This window comes from Flaviaestuariibacter flavus, from assembly GCF_004337505.1.
In the GTDB taxonomy this organism is placed as follows: domain Bacteria; phylum Bacteroidota; class Bacteroidia; order Chitinophagales; family Chitinophagaceae; genus Flavisolibacter; species Flavisolibacter flavus.
The window spans coordinates 122622-146636 of record NZ_SJZI01000050.1 but is presented as its reverse complement, the minus strand read 5'-3'; the positions used below and the strand labels follow the sequence as shown (position 1 = coordinate 146636).

General features: G+C 57.1%; 25 protein-coding genes. 13 read left to right on the top strand and 12 right to left on the bottom strand.

Annotated features, from left to right (window positions below; genetic code table 11):
* Together EPD60_RS14735 and EPD60_RS14730 are read right to left on the bottom strand one after the other, a co-directional pair.
* The gene (locus tag EPD60_RS14735; RefSeq protein WP_131450284.1) at nt 1–984 is read right to left on the bottom strand and encodes a D-alanine--D-alanine ligase; all 984 of its coding nucleotides are present in this window, start codon (nt 982–984) and stop codon (nt 1–3) included.
* Nucleotides 985–1116: 132 nt separating this feature from the next.
* Complete coding sequence (locus EPD60_RS14730) at nt 1117–1464, bottom strand: 4Fe-4S dicluster domain-containing protein (RefSeq protein ID WP_131450283.1); 348 nt, start codon at nt 1462–1464, stop codon at nt 1117–1119.
* Between the two features lie 45 nt (nt 1465–1509).
* Between EPD60_RS14730 and EPD60_RS14725 the strand changes: the two genes are divergently transcribed.
* The 4 genes from EPD60_RS14725 (at nt 1510) to mscL (ending at nt 6988) form a co-directional block, all read left to right on the top strand.
* A complete protein-coding gene (locus tag EPD60_RS14725; RefSeq protein ID WP_131450282.1) occupies nt 1510–2514 on the top strand; it encodes an acyl-CoA reductase in 1005 nt (334 codons plus the stop codon).
* A 140-nt stretch (nt 2515–2654) separates the two neighbouring features.
* Nucleotides 2655–4172: a trypsin-like peptidase domain-containing protein gene (locus tag EPD60_RS14720; protein WP_131450281.1), complete on the top strand. Its 1518-nt coding sequence runs from the start codon at nt 2655–2657 to the stop codon at nt 4170–4172.
* Between the two features lie 239 nt (nt 4173–4411).
* Nucleotides 4412–6445 carry a M13 family metallopeptidase gene (locus tag EPD60_RS14715; RefSeq protein WP_131450280.1) on the top strand — a complete coding sequence of 678 codons (2034 nt, stop codon included), beginning with the start codon at nt 4412–4414 and terminating at the stop codon, nt 6443–6445.
* Between the two features lie 156 nt (nt 6446–6601).
* Complete coding sequence (gene mscL, locus EPD60_RS14710; protein ID WP_131450279.1) at nt 6602–6988, top strand: large conductance mechanosensitive channel protein MscL; 387 nt, start codon at nt 6602–6604, stop codon at nt 6986–6988.
* 188 nt (nt 6989–7176) lie between these two features.
* Here the strand turns inward: mscL and EPD60_RS14705 are convergent, their stop codons facing one another.
* Entirely contained in the window at nt 7177–8310 is a 1134-nt protein-coding gene (locus tag EPD60_RS14705; protein WP_131450278.1) for a formimidoylglutamase, read from the bottom strand.
* Between the two features lie 61 nt (nt 8311–8371).
* Between EPD60_RS14705 and EPD60_RS14700 the strand changes: the two genes are divergently transcribed.
* Both EPD60_RS14700 and pheS read left to right on the top strand, forming a co-directional pair.
* Nucleotides 8372–10522, top strand: a complete 2151-nt coding sequence (locus tag EPD60_RS14700) for a TonB-dependent receptor (RefSeq protein ID WP_131450277.1) — start codon at nt 8372–8374, stop codon at nt 10520–10522.
* A gap of 98 nt (nt 10523–10620) precedes the next feature.
* Nucleotides 10621–11652 (top strand): phenylalanine--tRNA ligase subunit alpha, encoded by a 1032-nt coding sequence (pheS, locus tag EPD60_RS14695; RefSeq protein WP_131450276.1) that lies wholly within the window; start codon nt 10621–10623, stop codon nt 11650–11652.
* 41 nt (nt 11653–11693) lie between these two features.
* Here the strand turns inward: pheS and EPD60_RS14690 are convergent, their stop codons facing one another.
* The 4 genes from EPD60_RS14690 to EPD60_RS14675 form a co-directional block, all read right to left on the bottom strand.
* Nucleotides 11694–12176: a hypothetical protein gene (locus tag EPD60_RS14690; RefSeq protein WP_131450275.1), complete on the bottom strand. Its 483-nt coding sequence runs from the start codon at nt 12174–12176 to the stop codon at nt 11694–11696.
* A 91-nt stretch (nt 12177–12267) separates the two neighbouring features.
* Complete coding sequence (locus tag EPD60_RS14685; RefSeq protein WP_131450274.1) at nt 12268–13299, bottom strand: 2-oxoacid:ferredoxin oxidoreductase subunit beta; 1032 nt, start codon at nt 13297–13299, stop codon at nt 12268–12270.
* Between the two features lie 41 nt (nt 13300–13340).
* Entirely contained in the window at nt 13341–13739 is a 399-nt protein-coding gene (locus tag EPD60_RS14680; protein WP_131450273.1) for a four helix bundle protein, read from the bottom strand.
* Nucleotides 13740–13847: 108 nt separating this feature from the next.
* Nucleotides 13848–14198 carry a carboxymuconolactone decarboxylase family protein gene (locus EPD60_RS14675; RefSeq protein ID WP_131450272.1) on the bottom strand — a complete coding sequence of 117 codons (351 nt, stop codon included), beginning with the start codon at nt 14196–14198 and terminating at the stop codon, nt 13848–13850.
* Between the two features lie 106 nt (nt 14199–14304).
* On the opposite strand from EPD60_RS14675, the gene EPD60_RS14670 reads away from it, so the two are divergent.
* The 7 genes from EPD60_RS14670 to yidD all read left to right on the top strand — a co-directional run bounded on the left by EPD60_RS14670 (nt 14305) and on the right by yidD (nt 19964).
* Nucleotides 14305–14766 carry a c-type cytochrome gene (locus tag EPD60_RS14670; RefSeq protein ID WP_131450271.1) on the top strand — a complete coding sequence of 154 codons (462 nt, stop codon included), beginning with the start codon at nt 14305–14307 and terminating at the stop codon, nt 14764–14766.
* Nucleotides 14767–14913: 147 nt separating this feature from the next.
* Nucleotides 14914–16320, top strand: coding sequence for an NADP-dependent phosphogluconate dehydrogenase (gene gndA / locus EPD60_RS14665; RefSeq protein ID WP_131450270.1), 1407 nt, complete (start codon nt 14914–14916; stop codon nt 16318–16320).
* Nucleotides 16321–16407: 87 nt separating this feature from the next.
* Nucleotides 16408–17898 (top strand): glucose-6-phosphate dehydrogenase, encoded by a 1491-nt coding sequence (gene zwf, locus EPD60_RS14660; RefSeq protein WP_131450269.1) that lies wholly within the window; start codon nt 16408–16410, stop codon nt 17896–17898.
* Nucleotides 17899–18005: 107 nt separating this feature from the next.
* On the top strand, nt 18006–18848 hold the full coding sequence (gene ypfJ / locus EPD60_RS14655) for a KPN_02809 family neutral zinc metallopeptidase (RefSeq protein ID WP_131450268.1): 843 nt from the start codon (nt 18006–18008) through the stop codon (nt 18846–18848).
* Between the two features lie 195 nt (nt 18849–19043).
* Nucleotides 19044–19199, top strand: coding sequence for a 50S ribosomal protein L34 (gene rpmH / locus EPD60_RS14650; RefSeq protein WP_121353297.1), 156 nt, complete (start codon nt 19044–19046; stop codon nt 19197–19199).
* Nucleotides 19200–19351: 152 nt separating this feature from the next.
* A complete protein-coding gene (gene rnpA / locus EPD60_RS14645; RefSeq protein WP_165871561.1) occupies nt 19352–19750 on the top strand; it encodes a ribonuclease P protein component in 399 nt (132 codons plus the stop codon).
* A complete protein-coding gene (yidD, locus tag EPD60_RS14640) occupies nt 19734–19964 on the top strand; it encodes a membrane protein insertion efficiency factor YidD (RefSeq protein WP_131450266.1) in 231 nt (76 codons plus the stop codon). Before rnpA ends, yidD begins: the two co-directional genes overlap by 17 nt.
* A gap of 115 nt (nt 19965–20079) precedes the next feature.
* Here yidD and EPD60_RS14635 read toward each other — a convergent pair whose 3' ends face one another.
* The 5 genes from EPD60_RS14635 to EPD60_RS14615 all read right to left on the bottom strand — a co-directional run bounded on the left by EPD60_RS14635 (nt 20080) and on the right by EPD60_RS14615 (nt 23964).
* Entirely contained in the window at nt 20080–20541 is a 462-nt protein-coding gene (locus EPD60_RS14635; protein WP_131450265.1) for a DUF983 domain-containing protein, read from the bottom strand.
* Between the two features lie 12 nt (nt 20542–20553).
* The gene (locus EPD60_RS14630; protein ID WP_131450264.1) at nt 20554–21432 is read right to left on the bottom strand and encodes a helix-turn-helix transcriptional regulator; all 879 of its coding nucleotides are present in this window, start codon (nt 21430–21432) and stop codon (nt 20554–20556) included.
* A 71-nt stretch (nt 21433–21503) separates the two neighbouring features.
* Nucleotides 21504–22085, bottom strand: a complete 582-nt coding sequence (locus EPD60_RS14625) for a Crp/Fnr family transcriptional regulator (RefSeq protein WP_131450263.1) — start codon at nt 22083–22085, stop codon at nt 21504–21506.
* 26 nt (nt 22086–22111) lie between these two features.
* Nucleotides 22112–23260, bottom strand: coding sequence for an L-dopachrome tautomerase-related protein (locus tag EPD60_RS14620; RefSeq protein WP_131450262.1), 1149 nt, complete (start codon nt 23258–23260; stop codon nt 22112–22114).
* 98 nt (nt 23261–23358) lie between these two features.
* Nucleotides 23359–23964 (bottom strand): superoxide dismutase, encoded by a 606-nt coding sequence (locus EPD60_RS14615; RefSeq protein ID WP_131450261.1) that lies wholly within the window; start codon nt 23962–23964, stop codon nt 23359–23361.
* Between the last annotated feature and the right edge of the window lie 51 nt (nt 23965–24015).

Below are 24015 nucleotides of genomic sequence, written 5' to 3'. Positions count from 1 at the left end.
TCAGCCGCCGGCAAGGGTCTGCTCCACCAGGGCGCCATAAAAGTCCTGCAGGTTCATACCGGCGGCACGCACCTGTTGCGGGATCACCGAAGCCTCACTCTGGCCCGGCACCGTATTGATCTCGAGCATGTGCGGTCCTTTTTCATCGTTGTAGATGAAGTCGATGCGCACTACGCCGCGGCAGTTAAAGACTTCATAAATACGGGTGGCGGCGTCTTCGAGGTTCTTTTTCCAGCTTTCGTCGATATCGGCGGGGGTTACCTCCGACGACTTGCCCTGGTACTTTGCTTCGAAGTCGAAGAACTCGTTGTGGGCGATGATCTCCGTGATCGGAAGCACATTGATCCTGCCTTCGGCACGGTATACCCCCACGGTAAATTCGCGCCCGTTGATCATCTCCTCCACCAGCACCTGGTCGTCTTCGGCAAAAGCCTTTTCGAGTGCCGCCGCCAGCTGGCCGCCCTCCGTCACCTTGCTCATGCCGATGCTGGAGCCCCCGTTGTTGGGCTTTACAAATACCGGCAGCCGAAGGCGATCGAGCACGTCGTTGACATCATGCGGTGTGTGCTTGAAAAGGTGCACCGATTTGGCTACGTTGATCCCGGCCATCGCGGCCACGGCCACCGTGTAGCGCTTGTTGAACGTGAGCGCCGAAGTGGCGGCGTTGCAGGAAGAGTAAGGGAGACCGATCATATCGAAATAACCCTGCAGCTTGCCGTCCTCGCCGGGCGTGCCGTGCAGCCCTACGAACACCGCGTCGAAGCGCACGAGCTCGGCGCCGACGGTAAGGGTGAAATTCTCACGGTTGACAAGCGTCTTCTGCCCGTCCTCATGTTCGTAATACCAGCCCTCGGGATTGATGTCGATGGTATAGACATCGTATTTCGCCTTGTCGAGGTTATTGTAGATGGTGCGCGCCGATTTATAGGAGATGACAGCCTCACCGGAATAACCACCGGTGACGAGGGCGATTTTTTTCTTCATAAAAATTGAATATCGAATAACGAATATCGGATAACGAAAATCGAAATCGCCTAAAACCGTCAAAAAGAAAATGCCCCGTTTGCCGGGGCATCGTCTCGAAATTCGATATTCCTTGTTCGCTATTCGTTATTCTCAGAGGTGCAGGCGCTCTTTCTTTTCCATCAGCGCCTCCACGGTTTCCTGGTACATTTCGTCGGGAACGCAGCAGTCGACCGGGCAAACGGCCGCGCACTGGGGCTCTTCGTGGAAACCCTGGCATTCGGTGCATTTGCTGGGCACGATATAGTAAGTATCGACGGCGATGGGCGCGTTGCGCTGGCCGGCGTCTACCGTGGTGCCGTCTACCAGGATATAGGCGCCTTTTACCGAGGTACCGTCGGCGATGGACCATTCCACCCCGCCTTCGTAGATCGCGTTATTGGGACATTCGGGCTCGCAGGCGCCGCAGTTGATACATTCATCCGTTATCTTGATGGCCATAAGTCGGTTTGATTTAGAAGTAAATTTGCGGGACAAAAATAACGGATGCACCTAAAACTGCAAGAACGGATTGATCTGCTGGCCCGGCTGGGCGATTACCTCGCGCTGAACGACGAAAGCTGGGCCACGGCCCGGGAGCGCGCCTATATTCAAAATAACTGGTTCACACCTGGATTCGTGGACCTCGCCACCGAAAATATCCGGACCGCCTTCCTGCGGCGCCCGGTCCTTGAAGAGCTGGCAATGCGCTATGCCATTCCGGAGGAAAATGCGGCGCCGAAAAAAGTCGGCCTCGTGATGGCGGGCAATATCCCGCTGGTGGGCTTCCACGACCTGCTCTGTACCTTTCTCGCGGGGCACTATGCCTGGATCAAGCCCTCGTCGAAAGACACGGTGCTGATCACCCACCTCGTCGAGTGGCTGCTGCGTGAGCGCCCCGATGCAGCGCCCTACTTCGTGCTGGCCGAGCGCCTGACGGGCTGCGAAGCTTATATCGCTACTGGCTCCGATAACACGGCCCGCTACTTTGAGCACTATTTCGCCAAATACCCGCACATCATCCGGAAGAACCGGACCTCGGTGGCACTGCTTACAGGCGACGAAACGGCCGGAGAACTGGAAAAACTGGCAGACGATATTTGCCAATATTTCGGTCTGGGCTGCCGCAACGTCACGGCCCTGCGGGTACCGGAAGGTTATAATTTTGAACCGCTCCTGCGGGCGCTCGACAAGTATAAAGAGCTGGAGCACCACAACAAATACCGGAACAACTACGATTATAACCTGGCGGTGCACATCATCAACCACCACTTCTATATGACCAATGGAACGGTGCTGCTGCTGGAAGCCGAAAGCCCCTTCGCGCCCATCAGCCAGGTGCATTACCAATTCTACAAAAGCGCCGTGGAAGCGGAAAAATCGCTGTCGGAACGCAAGGACATCCAGTGCATTGTCGGGCAGGGCCAGGTGCCCTTCGGTGGCGCGCAATGCCCGGCGCTCGACACCTTCGCCGATGGTGTGGACACGCTGAAGTTTCTGCTTTCTTTATAATTTTGACGAACTACGAAGACCTTAGTAAATGTTTGTTAAACTGAACCACCGGTAGTAAGAAAGGCGTCGCGCGATAGTTATTTTGTAAGGTAGAGGCATACAATTTGACAGTATTAAATAACTCAATTCAATAGCACACTATGAAATGGAAACAAGTTCTGGCCGTCGTCGGCATTAGTGCTGCGACCACCTTTGGCAGCATCTTCGCCTACAACAAGTTCTTGTCACCCGACCGTTACCTGATCGGCTCTGCGGAAAAAGGCCTTCCCGCCAATTATGCAGGCTTTACGGGCGGCAGCCCGGGTGCACCGGGTGAAATGGTTGACCTTACCAAGGCCGCCAATGCGGCGGTGCCGGCGGTGGTGCACATCAAGACCAAGATCCCCGCAAAAAAGATCACCAACAACATTCGCTCGCCACGCACCGGTGAGGGCTTTTTCGACGACTGGTTTAACGACCTGCTCGGCGGAGCTGGCCCCAACGTCATTCCGGAGCAGCGTGCTTCCGGCTCGGGCGTGATCGTGTCCGAAGACGGCTATATCGTTACCAACAACCACGTGATTTCCAACGGCGCCGATGGGGTGGCCGACGAGATCACCGTGACCCTGCACAACCGCAAAACCTACAAGGCCCGCCTGATCGGCCGCGACCCGAGCTCGGACCTTGCCGTGCTGAAGATCGACGGCACCAAGCTGCCCTTCCTCGTATACGGCAACAGCGGCAACCTCGTGCTTGGCCAGTGGGTGCTGGCAATCGGCTATCCCCTGACGCTCGAGACGACGGTTACCGCCGGTATCGTATCGGCAACCGGCCGCTCCATCAACATTAATAAACGCCAGAGCGAGACGCCGGTGGAGTCGTTCATCCAGACCGACGCAGCCGTAAACCAGGGCAACTCGGGTGGCGCGCTGGTGAACGGCAGCGGTGAGCTCATCGGCATCAACTCGGCCATCCTTGCCCCGACGGGAACCTACGCCGGTTACTCCTTCGCCATCCCGGTGAACATCGTTAAGAAGATCGTGGACGACATCATCCGCTTCGGCGACGTACAGCGCGGCTACCTCGGCATCAACTATATCGCAACCGACGACCTGAGCGAAGAGCAGATCAAGCAGCAGGGCCTGCCGGTGAACCAGGAAGGCGTGCTCGTATCGGGTGTATCCTCCGATGGCGGCGCTTTTGCAGCCGGCATCCGCAAGGGCGATGTGATCACCAAGGTGAACGGCAATGCGGTGAATACCGGTATCCAGATGAGCGCCCAGATCGCTTCCTTCCGCCCCGGCGACAAGGTGGCTGTTACGTTCATGCGCAACAGCAAGGAAATCACCGCCCAGGTAACGCTCAAGAAAAAAGGCGATGTGATCACCCAGAATATCGGTGCCCGCATCGGCGCCGAGCTGTCGAATCTCGACAAGAACAAGGCGCGCCAGTACGGCATTACCGGTGGCGTGGTGGTAGACAAGATCAGCGAAAGCGGCCCCCTGAGCCGCACCCGCATGATCCCCGGCTTTGTGATCACCAGCGTCAACGGCCAGGAGATCAACTCCGTCGACCAGCTTTCGCAGGCACTCGCCAACTCGGGCGGCCGCGTCCGTCTCGACGGCATCTACCCGGGCTACGACGGCGCGTACACCTACCCGCTCAACCTCGAAGAATAATCTGTGAAGGACCGATAAATGATAGAGCCGCCTTTAGGGGCGGCTTTTTTCGTTTGCCTGAACCGTGAATCCTTCGGACGACAAGAGCCCGATTCCTTCATATCTTACTGAGTTCATCTTCTCACGGCTCACGGCTCACGGCTCACGGCCGCTCCTGTTAAACTCCAGCCCCTCCTGTAATTAAGGGTTTTTTCATCAGCGCTCTGCCTTAAATTCGGCGTCTTAAAATTCCCGCACACATGAGAAAACTGGCAACAATTGCCCTGCTGGGCTTATCAGCTGGACTGGTGGCTTTCACACCACCCGGTGATGACAAGCCGAAGAAGAAAAAATACATCGACCCGGCCAATATGGACCAGAGCGTCCGGCCGGGCGACAACTTCTATTTATATGCCAACGGAACCTGGCTGAAGAAGAACCCGGTGCCGGCGTCCAAGACGCGCTGGGGCTCCTTCGACGAGCTGCGCGAGGAAAGCAGCCGCCGCCTCCGCACGCTGATGGAAGAAGCGGGCAAAAAAAGCGCTGACCCCAAGGTGCAGCAGGTGGCCGACTTCTACATGAGCGGCATGGATACGGCCGCGATCGACAACCTGGGTTATACGCCCATCAAGGCCGACCTGCAGCGGATCGACGCACTGAACGCGCCTGCCGACTTCCTCAAGGAGCTGGTACAGGAGCGCACCCAGGGCATGGGCAGCGGCCTGCTCGGTACCAGTGTGGGCCAGGATCGGAAAAAGGTAGACCAGTATATCCCCTCGATCGGGCAGGGTGGCATTACGCTCCCCGACCGCGACTACTACCTGAAGAACGATACCCGGAGCACCAATATCCGCAGCGCCTACCGCGAACACGTGGGTAAAATGTTCGGGCTGATCGGCGAAGATGCAGCCACAGCAGCCCGTCATGCCGACGCGGTAATGCGTATCGAAACGGCCCTGGCAAAAGCCCAGTATGCCCGCGTAGAGCTCCGCGATCCTTACAAGACCTATAATAAGTACGCCGTAAAAGACCTCGCCACCCTCACTCCCGGCATCGACTGGGGATGGATGCTGAACGAGGCCAGGATCAAAGGTGCCGATAGCGTGATCGTCAGCAACCCCAATTACCTGCGCATCGTAGATGTACTGCTCAGCGCCCTGCCGATGGACGACTGGAAGACCTACCTGAAATGGAACATGCTGAACAACACGGCTGCCTATCTCAGCAACGACTTCCGCCAGCAGGACTTCAAGCTGCGCCAGGTGCTTACGGGCCAGAAAGAAATGACACCCCGCTGGCAGTTCGTCAGCGGTCTCATCGACCAGCAGCTCGGCGACCAGCTGGGCCAGATGTACGTGGCCAAATACTTCAAGCCCGAAGCAAAGGAGCGCATGCTCGAGCTGGTGAATAACCTGCAGGAAACCTTTGCCAACCGCATCAAGAACCTCACCTGGATGAGCGAGGCCACGAAGCAGCGCGCCCTGGAGAAGCTCAATGCCTTCACCCGCAAGATCGCTTATCCCGACAAGTGGAAAGACTACAGCTCCATCACCATCGAGCGCGGCGACCTGCTGGGCAATGTGCGCCGCTCAGCCCAATGGCGCTACAACGAAATGGTGGGCCGCATCGGCAAACCCGTTGACCGTACCGAATGGGGCATGACGCCTCCCACCATCAACGCCTACTACAGCCCGAGCAATAACGAAATCGCCTTCCCGGCCGGCATCCTGCAGTTTCCCTTCTTCGATTTCGGTGCGGACGACGCCGTCAACTATGGCGGTATTGGTGCGGTGATCGGTCACGAAATGACCCACGGCTTCGACGACTCCGGCCGCCAGTACGCTGCCAACGGCAACCTTACCGATTGGTGGACGAAGGCAGACGCCGACCTCTTTAAGAAGCGTGCCGACGAAGTGGTGGCCCAGTACAACGCCTTCACCGTGCTCGACACCGTGCACGTGAACGGCCGCCTTACGCTGGGTGAGAACCTCGCCGACCTTGGCGGTCTCAACATGGCTTACGAGGCCTTTACTAAAACGAAGCAGTTCAAGGAAGGAAAGAAGATCGACGGCTTTACGCCACAGCAGCGCTTCTTCCTGAGCTGGGCACAGGTTTGGCGCTCCAACGCCACACCCGAGGCGCTTGCGCAGCTGATCCTCACCGACCCGCACTCGCCCGGCGAGCACCGTGCCAACGGCCCCATCGTGAATATGGACGCCTGGTACGCTGCCTTCAACATCCAGCCCGGCGACAAAATGTATAAAGCACCGGAAGCGCGGACGCGCATCTGGTAAGCAAATACCGGATCAAAAAGCCCCCCGCTCCGGCAGGGGGCTTTTTACGTTGTGGCCTATGCGAAAAAGCGGCAAATGAATCGATTCGTTTTATTGGTCAAGGTATCCTAAATTAGTAGGGACATCTATCTTTGAACCAACCAAAACACAGTACCAATGGGATTTGCAAAGGAATTCAGGGAGTTCGCGCTTAAAGGCAATATCGTCGACCTCGCGGTTGCCGTAGTGGTCGGCGCCGCCTTCGGCGCGATCATCACGTCGCTCACCGACGACATCATCACGCCGGCGATCCTGGCCCCCGCATTGAAAGCAGCGCACCTGGAAAATATCCAGGACCTCAAATGGGGCGCCGTCAAGTATGGATCTTTTCTTTCCAGTATCATCAAGTTCCTGATCATTGCGCTTTCCCTCTTCATGGTGATCAAAGGTATCAACCGCATGAAGCGCCGGAAAGAAGCCGCGGTGGTGGAAGCACCCAAGCCGCCTGAGTATACCCTGCAGGAAAAGCTGCTGATGGAGATCCGCGACAACCTGAAGAAGTAAGAATATCGAATAACGAATATTGAATTTCGAAGGAGCTATTTTATGCTCCATATTCGATTCGCAAGGTTTACGTGAAGTGCCGCACCCGTAAAAAGGACAGCATTGATTATTTTATGTGCAAAGCCCCCGCCGATGGCGGGGGCTTTGCATTTCCTTATTCATTATTGGACATTCCTTGCTCGATATTCCTACGGCCGCTCCTGCGCCCGCAGCCAGCGCTCCGGTATATCGTTGCTGCTGGCCTGCTGGTAGTCGCGGTACGAGCAGGCAATAAAGCGCTCATCGGGCAACTGCATCCACCAGCGGCCCGTGCGCTTGCTTTGGAGGAACAGCGTATCAACTTCGGCAAACAGGGTATGAAACTCATTGAAGTGATCGCGCTCGTCGAGGCTCACTTCGCGGGCGCCGCGGCTGCAACCGTCGATCAGGTACCAAAGCATATGCGCCACCTGCATGGCGGTGAGCCCGTCGCGGTCCTTTTCGGGCTGGTAGCCGTAGATGCCGATGCATTGCATATTGGGGCTCATTCCCGCATACTGCATCAGGGTGCAGGCTTCCTCGCCGTTGAGGCCGTTCGGCGACAGCATCGTGGCGGGCGCGAAAGCGTGGGCAAAAGCCGAGATATCAAACGTCAGCAGGTGGCAGCTGCGGATCACCGGCTCCATTTCCTCAAGGTGCTCTTTTACCGTGCCTACCCGGAAACAATCGAAACGCAGCTTATCCATCGTTTCCAGCATCCTAGGGTGTACGAAGTAGCTCTGGAAAGCAAGGTGATTGTAATGCGTCATGAAGTTCGGCTCGGCCGTCAGCATCTCCATCAGGAAGTTGTCGGCACGCCGCGGCGAATCAATATGAATGTCCACCACCGCATCGATCCCTACGGCTTCGATTGACTTTTGATCATCCGCGAATGCATAATACTGCGCGAGTGTCAGGTCGTGGGAGCCACCGAGCACCACCACGCGCTTGCCGATATTCATCAGCTCGCGAACGACGATCTTCAGCGCGGCATAGGAGTCGGCCACGGAAGACCCGGTCTTTACATTGCCGACATCAGCGATGGCCACATCGGCATGCCAGTAATAAAGGCTGTAAAAGGCCTGCCGTACGGCATCTGCGGCACTGCTGGGCGCCTTGATGCCGGCGCCGCGCTGCTCGGGACAACCTACGAGTACCAGCTGCGCCGCGTCGAGGTCGGGAAAGGATTCATCGAATGTGGCGATCACCTTACCGATCTGTCCCTCTTTATAGCCTATATCTTCCGAGAGGATCGCCGTATTGACGGGCTCCAGGAAATCCACCAGGTTCAGGTAATCTGACATCGTTTCAATTTGCGGCAAACTTAAGTAAACGGTTGGTAGTTTTGTTGCTCAACGCACCGCCATGAAGGCTTTCTTTACCATCCTCCTTTGCTTTTTTTCTGCCACGCTCCTTGCCCAAAGAAATATCCGCTTCGAAGTTCGAAATGCCCGCACCGGCGAAGCCATAGCCGGGGCTACAGTGACCGCTGGTAGCGCGGCGGGACGAGCCACCAACGACTCCGGGGTGGTTGTCGTGAACGCCGTGACAACCCGCCAAACCGTAACGGTTTCCGCCGTCGGGTTCAACCCGGCCAGCATCACCATTACCGGAACCACCGGCGATCGCGTACTCGTAAACCTGGAACTGTCAGAAAAAGAAGAGGAGGCTGTGATCGTTTCTTCCACCCGCACCGAAAGCCGCATCGAAAACCTCCCCACCCGCGTGGAAGTGCTCGGCTACGAGGAGGTGAATGAAGAAGTGGGCATCAAGCCGGGACATATCGGCTCCCTGTTATCCGACGTGGCCGGCATCCAGGCCCAGCAGGCTTCGGCGGTCAGCGGCAACACGGAGATGCGCGTGCAGGGATTGCCCGGTAAATACACGCAGCTGCTTCGCGACGGTCTGCCGCTTTTCGGCGCTTTCGCCGGCAACTTCTCCATCCTCCAGATCCCCCCGCTCGACCTGAAGCAGGTGGAGATCATCAAGGGATCCTCATCCACGCTCTATGGCGGCGGTGCCATTGCCGGCATGATCAACCTCATCTCCCGGAGACCTGTAGCCGGGCAATTTGAAAAAACTTTATTGGTTAACCAGAGCACACTCGGCGAATCCAATGTGAACGCCTGGCTGTCGAACCGCCAGGGAAAGGTGGGCTATTCCTTTTTCGGCGGCATCACCCGCCAGCAGGAGCAGGATGTGGATGGCGACGGCTACAGCGACGTGGCGCGCAGCCGCAGCCTCAACCTGCACCCGGTGATTTTCCTTTATCCCAACAGTCGCCAGACCCTCCTCCTCGGCTACAATGCTTTCCTCGAAGAGCGCACCGGCGGCGACCTGCTGGCGCTTCGCGGCGAGCCCAATGTGACCCATTCCTTCTTTATCCGCAACGAAACCTACCGGCACAGCGGCGAGCTGCAGTGGGAAAACCGCATTTCCCCGCAGCAGCGCCTGCAACTGAAAGCCACCGCCAGCTGGTTCGACCGCTTTATCAATAACAATACGTTTTCGCAGCCCTTTCACGCCGGGCAGCTCTCCTGGTATTCGGAGCTTTCCTACCTGCACCAGACCACAAAGCACGACCTCGTTGGCGGCGTCAATGTCAACGGGCAGGATTACGGGTCCGTGATAAAGCCGCTTCCGGCCGAATCCTACTCCACCGTCGGGGTCTTCCTGCAGGACGACTGGCGCCTGCACCCGAAGCTGACCCTTGAATCGGGCCTGCGTACCGACTTTGTTAACCGCTACGGCACCTTCGTGTTGCCGCGGATTTCTTTGTTGTACCGCCTCAGCCCCGTATGGACCGCCCGCGTAGGCGGCGGGCTTGGCTACCGTATTCCTACGGTTTACGAAAGCGATGTGGACGAACGCGAGTATATCCTGCTTACCAACAGCGCTACCAAAGCCGAACGCTCCACAGGGGGCAACCTCGATGTCAACTTTCACAAGCGCTTCGACGAAGTGGATCTTGCCATCAACCAATCTTTTTTCCTGACATCGGTACAAAATGTGGCGGAACTCTTTCGCGGCAACGGCACACCCGAACTGCTCAACGTACCGGATGGCCAACCGCTGGAGACAAAAGGCTCTGAAACCTACGTGCAACTACGGATCGACGAGTTCGAAGCCTACCTCGGGTATACCTACACCGACGCCACCCGGCGGTATATGCCGCTGCAGCCGCGACAGCCGCTCATTGCGCGCGACAAGTTTGCCGCGGTGACCGGTTATGAATTCACCAGTCATTTCCGTGCTTCACTCGAAGCCTCCCATATCGGGCGGCAATACCTTGAGGAAGGCCGGCAGACGCCCGGCTATTTCCTGGCCGCCGCCATGATCCGGTACGACTGGAAAGCCTTCTCATTTGTGCTGAACTGCGAAAACCTGTTCGATTACCGGCAGAGCAAAGTGGAGTCGCTGGTGGCAGGCGGACGCCCCCATGACCCCGTTTTCCGGGAGCTCTGGGCGCCGATCGAAGGACGCGTGGCGAATGTGTCGGTGCGGGTGAAACTGTAAGAAGAGTCAATTGTTTCAGGAGGTTCAGGGGGGGCAAGAGGTTCAGATGGTTGGGCATGGAGACGGATAGACGGGCCGACCTTTGTATCTTTGCGGCCATGGAAGCCATCCTGCAACAGATCAGTGACTACCGGAAAGAAATTGAATCGGCTGAAATCAGCAGTCCCCAGCAATTAGAAGAATTCCGCATCAAATTCCTCGGAACAAAAGGCATTGTAAAAGGCCTTATGGGCGAGATGCGCAATGTGCCCAACGAGCGCAAAAAAGAGTTCGGGCAGGTGATGAACGACTTTAAAACGGCTGCCGAAGCCCGCTATGAAGGCGCCAGGGCCACGCTCGGCGATGGCATCGAGACCAGCGGCCCCGGCCCCGACCTCTCGCTTCCCGGCGATGCCCTTGAGCCCGGCTCGCGCCACCCGCTGAGCCTCGTGCGCCAGCGGATTATCTCCATCTACCAGCGCCTCGGCTTCTCGGTTGCCGACGGTCCGGAGATCGAAGACGACTGGCACAACTTCACCGCGCTCAACCTGCCGGAGAACCACCCTGCCCGCGATATGCAGGACACGTTTTACATCCAGCAAAACCCCGACTGGCTGCTGCGCACCCACACCTCGAACGTACAAATACGGGAGATGGAAAAAGGCCAGCTCCCCATCCGCGTGATCTGCCCCGGCCGCGTGTACCGCAACGAAACGATCTCGGCGCGCGCGCACTGCTTCTTCCACCAGGTGGAAGGACTCTATATCGACGAGCACGTTTCTTTTGCCGACCTCAAGCAAACGCTTTACTTCTTCGTAAAGGAAATGTTCGGCCCCGAGATCAAGGTGCGCTTCCGTCCCTCCTATTTCCCATTCACCGAACCCTCGGCCGAAATGGACGTTACCTGCACCATCTGCGGCGGCTCCGGCTGCGGGCTCTGCAAGCATACGGGATGGGTAGAGATCATGGGCTGCGGCATGGTACACCCCAAAGTGCTCGAAAATGTCGGCATCGACCCGAACAAGTACACGGGCTTCGCCTTCGGCATGGGCGTGGAGCGCATCACGCAGATCCGCTACAACGTCAACGACCTGCGGCTTTACTCGCAGAACGACGTACGCTTTCTCAAACAGTTCACCGGCGCGGTTTAACTGCCGCTATACAAATAAAAAACGCCCCGTCGGGGCGTTTTTTATTTGCGGATGGTCGCCTTTACAAGGATCTCATTGCGCGGCAGCTCCTGGACGAAGCGGCCGTTCCAGGATAGCCGGACGTCGGCCCCGGCCGCTTTTTCAAAGCGCACCGTATCTGCATCGGTTCGGCTCAGCTGGATAAAATAGGTCTTATCGAAAGCCACCGGCGTCAGGTCATCATCGGTTGCTTTTGTGGAGCCCGTATAATATACGAATGTGACACCGAACTTCCCGGCGGTGTCGCGGTCTTGCCCATAGCCTGTTTCGGTGCCATAATAAGGCCTGTTCGGTGCTTCAACAACCTGGATGGAATCGGCATGAAAAGGCTCTCCGCTGCGGCCTATTAGCAAAGCGTTGGAGGTGCTGTCGCGAAAGTAGAGTGATACGACGCGCTCTTGAACGCGCTCGTCGCTATAAATCGGTTTCGTACAGGAGAAAACCGCGACCAGTGCCGCGGGAAGCAGCAGGAAGTGTGTTTTCATTGATTGGTTGTTTAAAGCCGGGGTTACCGGCAACAATCAGACAATAAAAAGCGGCCGGGGTTTGACCGGCCGCTAATTTTTTTTTCCGTAGTTATACAATGGTCCACACCTCGTTGCCGCGGAGCAGCTTGTCGAGGTCGGCCGGCTTTTTGGCTTTTGCTTCTTCCAGCTGCAGGCCCATCATATCTTCATAGGTGGGACGCTCGTTCTGGTAGAATACACCGAAGGGGCGCGGCAGGTGGCGGTCGGCCTTCGGATCGTCGAACATGCGGGTGAGCAGCTGCGCCTTCAGCAGGTCGCTTTCGTCGTGGATCCACAGGTCATCGGCGGTGAAGCCCTCGCCCAGCGTCACCACTTCGGGACGCAGCCCGTTGAGCCGAACGCCCTTGTTGGCCTGTGCGCCGAAGATCAGCGGCTTCCCGTTTTCAAGGAACAGCGCTTCCTCGGCCTTGGTGCCCTTCTCGGTAAATATCTCAAAAGCGCCATCGTTGAAGATGTTACAGTTCTGGTAGATCTCGAGGAAAGAGGTACCGTGGTGCGCCTGCGCGCGGAGCAGCATGGCCTGCAGGTGCTTCGGGTCGCGGTCCATGGAGCGGGCCACGAATGAAGCGTCGCCGCCCAGCACTACCGCAAGCGGGTTGAAGGGGTGGTCGATGGAGCCCATCGGTGTCGACTTGGTGATCTTCTGCTCCTCCGAAGTCGGTGAATATTGTCCCTTGGTAAGGCCGTAGATCTGGTTGTTGAACAGCAGCACGTTCACGTCGAAGTTGCGGCGCATGAGGTGCATGGTATGGTTGAGGCCGATCGACAGGCCGTCGCCGTCACCGGTAACGATCCACACGCTCAGCTCGGGGCGCGCGGCCTTGAGGCCGGAGGCGATCGCCGTGGCGCGGCCGTGAATCGAGTGCATCCCGTAGGTATTCATATAATACGGGAAACGCGAGGAGCAGCCGATACCCGAAATGATCACAATATCTTCCTTCGGGATGCCGAGCGAAGGCATCACCTTCTGCACCTGCGCCAGGATCGAATAGTCGCCGCAGCCCGGGCACCAGCGCACCTCCTGGTCGGTGGCGAAATCTTTAGGGGAAAGCTGGGGCCGGTCTATAGTTGTCGTTTCCATTTGAATATCGAATATCGGATAACGAATATCGAATTTCGGGTTCAGTCCGAACTGCTAACGTTACCTCGACCTTTTTTGTTATTGTTATTTCTTTCTGCCGTTTTTATACTGGTAACAAAAATTGCTATCAGCTGATTGTTTTCGTCGATCGTTGTTTCAAGCTGCCTTTGATCCATCCAACCCAGAAGGCGAATGAATTTCTGACAGACAAATGTTTCTCTCAACTCCTTTAAGCCAACCTTCATCTTGTGAATGAAGTCGGCCGTACTTTCTGCTCCATGTGCCTCTCCATAATTCAAAGCCGGCGATGTTCCACTTCTTGTAAGTTGACCTGCCAGATGCCGCCCGGCATAGGTTGACGGCAACTTTTCCGCCATCCGTATTATCACAACACCAAACCGGATCAATCTATCTTCCAGGTCATAATCCCTGCTTTTCATAAATAAGCTTTTGATAAAGCTCATTTACCTGCCTCAGGGCGCCATGGGATTTTCATCAGGCTTTTATGGGATTTTCCGGGGAAACCGATATTCGTAATTCGATATCCGTTATTCGTTATTCCCAACCAGTTCTTCCCAATACTCCGCCGCCCGCCGCGTATGCGGGATCACGATCGTACCACCCACGATATTGGCAACGGCAAAGGTCTCGTAGAGTTCTGCCGTCGTCACGCCGTTTTCGTGGCACTTGCCGAGGTGATACTTGATGCAGTCGTCGCAACGCAGCACCATCGAGGCCACAAGGCCGAGGAGTTCCTTAGTTTTTACATCAAGGGCGCCTTTTTCGTAGGTGTTCGTATCCAGGTTCCAGAGGCGCTTCATCACCAGGTTGTTCTTGGAAAGAATCACCTCGTTCATCTTCGCGCGGTACTCGTTGAATTCTTCGGCCAGTTTACCCATTTTTCAGCAACTTGAGCCCGCAAAGGTAGCAAATGACGGCCAGAGGATTTTGTTAACGAACAGGAGCCGCTCTTTTTCTATAAATTAGACACCCGAATACAGCAACATGAAGAAAACGATCATCGCCGGCTCCGTACTCGTGGCCGTCCTGGCCCTCTCCTTCACCATTCAGGGTGAAGAGCCGAAGTACAAAAACCTCAGGATCCTGCCCAAGAACATCAGCAAGGAACAGATGGACAGCGTGATGCACCATTTCAGCGCCGCCCTGGGCCAGAAATGCAACTTCTGCCATGTGCGCGTGGACAGCACCCGCACCTGGGACTTCGCCTCCGACGGCAACAAGCACAAGCTCATCGCCCGCGAGATGCTGAAGATGACCAACGACGTCAATAAGAAATATTTTGGTTTTGCCGGCAACCCGAAACACCTCGATACGAAGCTGACGGTGACCTGCTTTACCTGCCACAACGGCAAAGTGGAGCCCGCCACCATTCCGCCGCCGCGCGAGCAGCGTCCGCAGCAGCCCCGCCCGCAGGGTGGCATGGACAGCGTGAAAGCGAAACAATAGTCTAAAAAGATTTTAAGAGGTTCTAAAAGGTTCAACAGGTTTAGAGGTTTGGGTCAGCGGTTAATTCCGGCTATCATCCAGTAACCTTTTAAAACCTATAAAACCCTTTGGAACCTTTCTTTTTGGCCCCTGCCTAACTTAGGCGGCATGGAAGCAAACTTCGACTTCGGCATGATCGGCATCGGTGTAATGGGCTCGAACCTGCTGCTCAACATGGCAGACCATGGCTTTTCCGTAATCGGCTTTGACCTGAAGCAGGAGCGCGCCGACGCCCTGGAAGCCGCGGCAGCCGACGGCACTACGGTAAAGGGCGTCACCGATATCACGCAGTTTACCCGCGCCCTTAAAACGCCCCGTAAGATCATGATGCTCGTGCCGGCAGGCAAGCCGGTAGACGATGTGATCGCGAACCTGCTGCCGCATCTCGAATCCGGCGACATCCTCATCGACGGCGGCAACTCGTTTTACCAGGACACCAACGCCCGCATACAGCGCCTGCAGCCGCAGGGAATCCACTTTTTCGGCATGGGCGTGTCGGGCGGCGAGCTTGGAGCGCGCCTCGGCCCCAGCATGATGCCCGGAGGCGACGAAGCCGCGTACAATTACCTCAAACCGATCCTGGAAGCCATCGCCGCCAAGGCTGGCGACAAGCCCTGCGTGGCCTATATGGGCCGCGACGCGGCGGGCCACTACGTGAAGATGGTGCACAACGGCATCGAGTATGCACTGATGCAGCTCATCAGCGAAGCCTACGACCTGCTCCGCCGCGGTGCAGGCTATAACAACGGGCAACTCTCCAGCGTCTTTTCGTGGTGGAACGAAGGCGAGCTGCAATCGTACCTGGTAGAGATCACAGCCGAGATCTTCAAGGTCGTGGATGCCGACGATCCCGCGCACCTGGAGCTTGTCGACAAGATCCTCGACCAGGCCGGGTCGAAAGGCACGGGCAAATGGACCTCGCAGGATGCCATGAATATCCCTGTTTCTATTCCTACGATCGACATGGCAGTTGCCCTGCGCGATCTGTCGGTGTACAAGGAGCAGCGGGTAGAAGCGTCGCGTCTCAACGGCCAGCCGGTCAGCAAGGTCAATATCGACGAAGCCGAGCTCGGGAGAGCGCTGGCCTTTTCTTTCGTGATCGCCTATGCGCAGGGACTGTCGCTGCTGGCCGAGGCCTCGAAGGCGTACGGAATGCACATCCCGCTGCCGGCCGTGATACAGGTGTGGCGGGCGGGCTGCATCATCCGGTCCGGACTGCTGCCCCTGTTTGAAAAAGCTTTTGCTACACGTCCCGACCTTCCCAACCTGTTGCTCCATCCCCCGCTGGCGCAATGGCTCGGCGAGCGCGCCGGCGCCGCCCGCACGGTACTCTGCGACGCCGTGCAGGCCGGCATTCCCGTGGCCGCACTGGGCAGCGCCATTGCGTATTACGACGCCTTCCGGAGCGAGCGCCTTCCCACCAACCTGATCCAGGCGCAACGCGATTACTTTGGCGCCCACACTTACCGGCGCACCGACAAAGACGGCGTTTTTCACACCGAATGGAACCAATAACAGATGTCTGATGTGCGATGCCTGATGTCTGATTTAGGTTGAAAAACAAATCAGAGATCCGACATCGGAGATCGAAAAATTGCTTTTATGTCTCCTACCATTATCTACATATTCGGCGGTACCGGCGACCTCGCCCACCGCAAGCTCATCCCGGCGCTGTTCAACCTGTTCGTTGACGGCTACCTGCCCGAGAAGCTGCTGATTGTCGGCATCGGGCGCAGTGAACTGGGCGACACAGCCTACCGCGAACAGCTGCGCAAAAGCGTAAAACAATTTTCCCGGCGGCCCGAGCTGCTGCGGCAGCACTGGAAGCGCTTCCTTGGGCACCTGCGCTTCAGCCGGCAGGATCTCAGCCAGGACAAAGCCTATAAGGAGATGTCGGCACAGGTGGCCGCTTTTGAAAAACAGCAAAAAGAGCCGGCACAGGTTGTGTTCTACATGTCGGTTGCCCCCCAGCTCGCACCGGTCATCGCCAAAAAACTCTACCGGCACAAGCTCTGTTCCGATCCGGCACGCCACCGCATGGTGTTTGAGAAGCCCTTCGGCCACGACCTGGAAAGCGCGCGCGCGCTGAACGAGTTGCTCCGCAAACTTTTTGCGGAAGAACAGATTTACCGCATCGATCATTTCCTGGGCAAGGAAACGGTGCAGAACATCCTCGCCCTGCGTTTTGCCAATGCCCTGTTCGAACCCATCTGGAACGGCAATTACATCGACTATGTGCAGATCACGGCGGCCGAAACGGTTGCCATAGAAAACCGCGGTTCTTATTACGAAAGCTCGGGCGCCTTACGCGACATGGTGCAGAACCACGTGCTGCAGATGCTGTGTATGATCGCAATGGAAGCGCCGATATCCTTCGAAGCCGACGAGATCCGTAACAAAAAACTGGACGTGCTGCAGGCGATACGCCGGCTGCAGCCCGAAGACGTGCACCAGCATGCCGTGCGTGGCCAGTACGGCCCGGGATGGATGAAAGGAAAGAAGGTTCCCGGATACCGCGCCGAAAAGAACGTCGACCCCGGCTCAAACGTAGAGACGTTTGCTGCATTGAAGCTGTACGTGGATACCTGGCGCTGGAAAGACGTGCCGTTTTATGTACGCACCGGGAAGACGATGGCCGAAAAGGAAACACTCATCACCATTCAATTCAAGCCCGCCCCTGACTATGCGTTCCCCCAGGAAGCAGCGCAGACCTGGCGGCCCAACCGCCTCAGCATCGCCATCGCGCCCCAGATGGATATCCGGCTGCGCTTTCAGGCCAAGCAGGCCGGCCCGCATATGGTGCTGCGCCCCGTAGATATGGTGTTCAGCTATGCCGAAAAAAATGAGGAAGACCGGCAGCCGGAGGCTTACGAAACGCTGCTCCAGGACGTCATCGAGGGCGATGCCACCCTGTTCATGCGCGCCGACCAGGTGGAGGCTGCCTGGAAGGTGATTGCCCCGGTAATGGAAGCCTGGGCCGCCCGCCCGCCGGTAGATTTCCCCAACTATGCGCCCGGCTCCTGGGGGCCGGAAGATGCCGAAGGGCTGATCGCACGGGACGGCTTCAACTGGGTGACGCTGCCGGAGAGTTGAGCCACCGTGGGAGAAGGCCGCCTTTGCGCGGCAACACAAAAGCCGTGCTTACCTGCCGGCTCCCGCACGGCATGCTTTTCGATATTTGATTTCCAAACGATGAACCTATGTTATGGCAAGGACGCCGCGAGAGCGGTAATGTAGAAGACCGGCGCGGCATGTCGGGCGGCTCTATCGCCGCCGGCGGGGGTATTTTAGGTGTGATTGCACTGGTACTCAACTTTTTACTTGGTGGCGGCTCGGACAACACCGGCAACAATACGATGCCTCCCCTCCCGGGACAGCAAACGACGCAGCGGTCGGCCGAAGAAGACCAGCTGGCCCGCTTCGTGAAAGTCGTCCTTGCCGATACCGAAGACGTTTGGGGCGAGCTCTTCCGTAAAGCCGGGGAAAGTTACCCGCCGCCGACCCTCGTGTTGTTTACCGGCCAGGTGCAAAGCGGCTGCGGTGGCGCCACGGCTCAGTCGGGGCCCTTTTACTGCCCGGCCGACCAGAAACTGTACGTCGATCTTGCCTTCTACGATGAGCTGCGCAACCGCTTTGGCGGCGGCGGCGACTTTGCCATGGCCTATGTGGTGGCCCACGAGGTAGGGCATCACATCCAGACTCTCATGGGCACTTCGGAAAAAATGGCCAAGATGCGCCAGCGACTCAGCGAGGAAGAATACAACCGTTACTCGGTAAAAATGGAGCTCCAGGCCGACTTCTACGCCGGCGTGTTTGCCCACTATGAGCAGGGCAAGGGCTACCTCGAAGCGGGGGATATCGAGGAAGCACTCCGCGCCGCCAACGCCATTGGCGACGACAACCTCCAGAAGCAGGCCCAGGGCTATGCCGTACCGGAAAGCTTCACCCACGGCACCTCGGCCCAGCGGATGTACTGGTTTAAAAAAGGCTTCGAAACCGGGGATATCAACCAAGGTGATACTTTCAACAGCCCGGATCTCTGATCTGGAATCTGGAAATCTGGAATCTTTTGTGAATTTGCTCAAGATTCCAGATCCAAAGATTCCAGATTTCCAGTTCTTTTTCCTACTTTTGCGGTCCTTTCACAAAGCCAACGGGTGTGGTGACCTGTAGGCAGCGACCGAAAACCTCCGGTTCTCCCCGGGTATTTTGAACAAAAAGGGAAAAAAGAAACTGATATGAAACGTACATTCCAACCCCATCGCCGCCGCCGTAAGACCGTCCATGGTTTCCGCAAGCGCATGCAGTCTGCCAACGGCCGTAAGGTTCTGGCCAGCCGCCGTGCAAAAGGTCGTCACAAGCTGACCGTTAGCGATGAGAAGAAACTGAAGTAAACAAAAAGCCCTAGCGGCTTCGCAGTATATTCAAAAGCCCCGGTATTGGGGCTTTTTGTTTAAATCTCGAATAACGAATATCGAGCTCCGAATAAAGGGCTTTGATGGCGTCACTTCGATATCCGATATTCCTTGTTCGATATTCGCTATTCATGAAACCCAACGGTCTTCCCCGCCGCCAGAAACTGAAAAGCCGCAGCGCCATCGACGCCCTCTTCCGGGGCGGGCAGCGCTTTTCGGTATTCCCGGTGCTGAGCTGGTACCGCTGGGCCCCGGCTGAAGGCCGCGATAGCGGCATCGGCGTCGGCTTCAGCTGCAGCAAGAAGCACTTCAAAAAGGCCGTCGACCGCAACCGTGTGAAGCGCCTCATGCGCGAGGCCTGGCGCCTTCAAAAAGCCGAGCTGCTCGCCTTTGCCACCGAAAACGGCCTCAAACTGGAGGTATTTTTCATCTACATCGACAAGACCCTGCCGGAGTACGAAACCATCTTTGCAGCCGTAGGCAAGAGCCTGCGCCAGCTTAAAAAGAAATACCATGAAACGGCTCAGTAAGATCCTGGCCCTGCCCTTCATCGGGTTGATCCGCGTTTACCAGAAGGGCATCTCGCCGCTCCTCGGCCCCTCCTGCCGCTACACGCCTACCTGCTCGCAATACGGCCTCGAGGCCTTTCGCAAGTATGGTGTACTTAAGGGTTTCTGGCTCACGGTGAAGCGTGTCGGCCGCTGTCATCCCTGGGGCGGCTCGGGTTACGACCCGGTACCATAGGGAATGTGATGATGTCCGATCTCCGATGTCTGATTTAGCTGGCGCCAGCACCTCCTTCTATCTTCAAAATCCACGAACAAATCGGACATCCGAAATCGGAGATCGAAAAATCTCCCTACCAGTTTCCCATCTGGTCCTTGTTGTAGTTATACCGTTGCACCACGTCGCCTTCGTTCCAGCGCGGGCTGTACTTTACAAAGAAATAGATCCATACCGTGCGCGAAAGCCGCATCAGCGGCGGCTGCAGCAGCCCCAGCAGCACCGCGTTGACACCGATCCACCAGAAGAAACGGCTGTCCTGAAGCGACATGCCGATCGTCAGCCACCATACAATGAACGTAACGACGCTGAAGAGAACGGCAATGGCGTAGGAGATCATAATGGTGCCATAATAAAAGCCGGGCTCCATATCCAGCGGCTGTCCGCATACCGGGCACCGCTCGTTCATCTTCATCAGCCCCTTGATGCGGAAGGCGCCTTTGAGCTGGAATAGATCGCCACGGCGGCAGCGCGGGCATTTATTGTTCAAAATCGAAGGGAGCAGTGCGGGTTTTACATCTTGTTTTACAGCACACATAGTTTTCAGTTTTTACAGGCTCAACTGGATCTTCCGGAACTGATCGGGTGTCTGGCCTTCGTATTTTTTAAAAAAGCGATTAAAGTAAGACGGGTCTTCAAACTGCAGCTCAGCGGCCACATGCGCCACGGTGCCCCCCGTGTGCACCAGCAGCCGCTTTGCCTCCAGCAACACGCGGTCGCGGATGACGTCGCCGGCCGTTTTGCCGAGCAGGTCCTGGCAAAGTGCGTTGAGGTGGTTAGGCGTGATATAAAGCAGTGCGGCATATTCGCGGGGCAGGCGCAGCTCCTTGTAGTGCTCCTCCACCAGGCGGCGGAAATGCTGCAGCAGCAAGGCTTTGTGTGTAACCTGCCCTTCGCGGGCAGCGCCGCAATGCCGTTCCACCAGCAGGAAAAAACGCAACAACTCTACCCGCAACAGGTCGGTGGAAGCCGCGTCGCCGCGCCCGTATTCACCGCACAGTGACTCCAGCAGGGGCACGGCTTCGGCCAGCACCGCTTCCGGCAACTGGCAGACGCTGCTGCCCGGCACGCCCTGGAAAAAAGCAAAGCGCTCGAGGTAACGGCCATTCTGCAGGAAGCTGCTGAAAAAGGATTCATTGAAGTGAACGATATAACCGTCCACCTTCCCCCTGAACTGCCAGCTGTGCACCTGCCCGGGAACCATAAAGTAGGCCTGTCCGCGCCCGACCGCAAAGGGCTCGAAGTCGATGGCGTGGGTGCCGGCGCCTTCTGTAAACAGCACCAGGTGGTAAAACGAATGCCGGTGCGGGTGGTGCAGGTGCTCGTAATGCGTGTGCACGTACGCCCCGAGACGGGCCACCAGCAGCCCGTGACGCGCCCCCTTGTCGATCGAGGGTATGTCGTACACCGGTATGGAAGCCCTGTTCATGATGCAAAGGTACCCCAAACCGTGCCAGCGCCTATGGACCCCGACGGTGCATTTATGGTACTATTTACCGATCAGGAAGATTTAGCGCGCTGCTTGCGGATGCGGCTCAGCGACTCGGGCGTGATGCCGAGGTAAGAAGCAACCTGGTGCTGCGGCACGCGCTGCTCAAACTGCGGGTAGCGTTCCTGGAACTCGGCATAGCGTTGCTCGGCCGTAGCGCTCAGCGCCGAGGTAACGCGGTTCTGCAAGGTGATAAAAGCGCCTTGGAGGAGCATCCGGAAGAAGCGCTCGAACTTGGGCACCCGCTCCATCAGCTCATCCCAGCCGCTCCGGCTGATGGAGAACACTTCGCTGTCTTCAAGCGCATCTATGGTGATGCGTGCGGGCGTTTGGGTAATGAAGCTGTGCATGTCGCCGATCCACCAGTCTTCAATGGCAAACTGCAGCACATGCTCGGTGCCCCGCGCATCGGTGACGTAGGCGCGGAGGCAGCCTTTGTTTACGAAATATTCGTTGCGACACACTTCACCCTCCTGCAACAGGAACTGCCGGCGGCGCACGGTCTTCACCTGCAGCAGCGACGTGAAATATTCCTGCTCCCCGGCGTTGAGTTCCACCCTCCGGGCCACGTTTGCAATCAGGCGCTCAAACATGAATCAAAACTACACCTTTGCCGGCTTCAGGGAAGCCGCACGCGGTAAACCGTGTACGGACCTGTTCGCTTGTTCTGCCCGTTGTTGTATTCGGGTTGCTTGTTGATCTGCGAGCAGGAGATATACAGGTAGCCGTCGGCGATCGAGTAGCTGTCGGGCCAGATGAGCCGCGGATCCTGAACCAGCGTTGAAACCTTAAGGTTCTTGTCTACGCGAACGATCCGGTAGTTCTGCAGATCCCCGAGGTAGAGATTGCCCGCCTTGTCGAAGATCATTCCGTCCGTGGTGGTAAAGTGACCGAGGTCTTCCACCTTGGCGCCCAGCGCCGTATCGCTCACCTTCGGGTCGCGCAGGTATTCCGTACTGATGCGATAGAGCTTGTCGTCGGTGAGCGGCTTGTAATACAGCCATGCGCCATCCGGCGTAAGGGCAATCCCATCGGAATTGAATTTTACCGGCTTGCCGTTCTTCATCAGCTCATGCCCGTCGATGATGAATTTGAAATTGGGATCCGACTGCGTGGACGGATGCTTTTTCAACACCTCGCGCATTTTTCCGGTGGCAAGATCCACCAACACGATGCCGCCGACCTTGGAATCGGTAATGTAGGCAAAGTTGCGTTGCACATCGATCCGCACGTCGTTGACATAAGACGTATCGCTGATCACGCCGTTAAAAGAGTAGGTGCGCTCCATTTTGCCGTCGCGGCTCATACGCACCAGCTTGGCGCCGCCGCCGGTAACGCGCATCAGCTTGGGCGCCGCCGGGTCGAGCACCCAGGTGCGGCTGCTGTCGTCCACATAAACCGATTGCACGCAAACCCACTTGTTGCCGCCCGGGCTGCCTGCTTTCCACATGTTGGTCAGGGAGTCCGGGTAAGGTTGCTTTGCCGTACCGCCCGTGGCCACTACTACCGCATACCGGTACGGGCCATTCCAGAGCGGGTAATTTACCAGCAACCTTCCGCCCGGTTCCCTGGCTACACCCGTCAGCTGAAACAACGAATCGCTGAACACCAGCTCGAGGGCAGCCCCTTTTTGTGCGGTATCCGGCCCACCGACAACCGTTGTTGTGCTGTCGCCTGATGATTTAGCGGTGTCGTTACTGGTGCAGGAAAACAGCAGGAGGCCCGTAGCCAGCAAAGCCGGGAGCAGCCGGCAGGTGAAGCGTTTCATGAATTTATCGTTTCGGCTCCCGGCAAAAAAACCATGCCCCTTTACCGCAAAAAAAGCCCCGGCAGAGATGCCAGGGCTTTATCAAAGCAGGTTGTTGCTTATTTGCCTTCGAAAAGCTCGCTCACCTTGTTCCAGTTTACTACGTTCCAGAACGCAGCGAGGTACTCGGGGCGACGATTCTGGTACTTGAGATAGTAAGCATGCTCCCACACATCGCAACCCAGCAGCGGCGTGCCCTTTACATCGGCGATTTCCATCAGCGGGTTGTCCTGGTTCGGCGTGGACGTTACTTCGAGTGAGCCGTCTTCTTTTTTGATCAGCCAGGCCCAGCCGGAGCCGAAGCGGGTAGCGCCGGCGGTGTTGAATTTCTCTTTGAATGCGTCGAAGGAACCGAAGGCCTTGGTGATGGCTTCCGCCAGGGCGCCGGTCGGTTGTCCGCCGGCGTTAGGGCCGATCACCGTCCAGAAAAACGAGTGGTTCCAGTGGCCGCCACCGTTGTTGCGCACGGCGGGCGAGATAGCGCCTGCATTCTTCACGAGTTCTTCGAGGCTCTTGTTCTCGTGCTCGGTGCCGGCGATGGCTTTATTCAGGTTGTCCACGTAAGCCTGGTGGTGCTTGCCGTGGTGTATCTGCATCGTCTGTGTATCGATATGGGGCTCCAGTGCGTCGTGCGCATACGGAAGTGCGGGGAGTGTAAATGCCATAAGGGATAATTTTTAGTACGACAAATGTAAGGCAGTACCAGGATCGGTAAA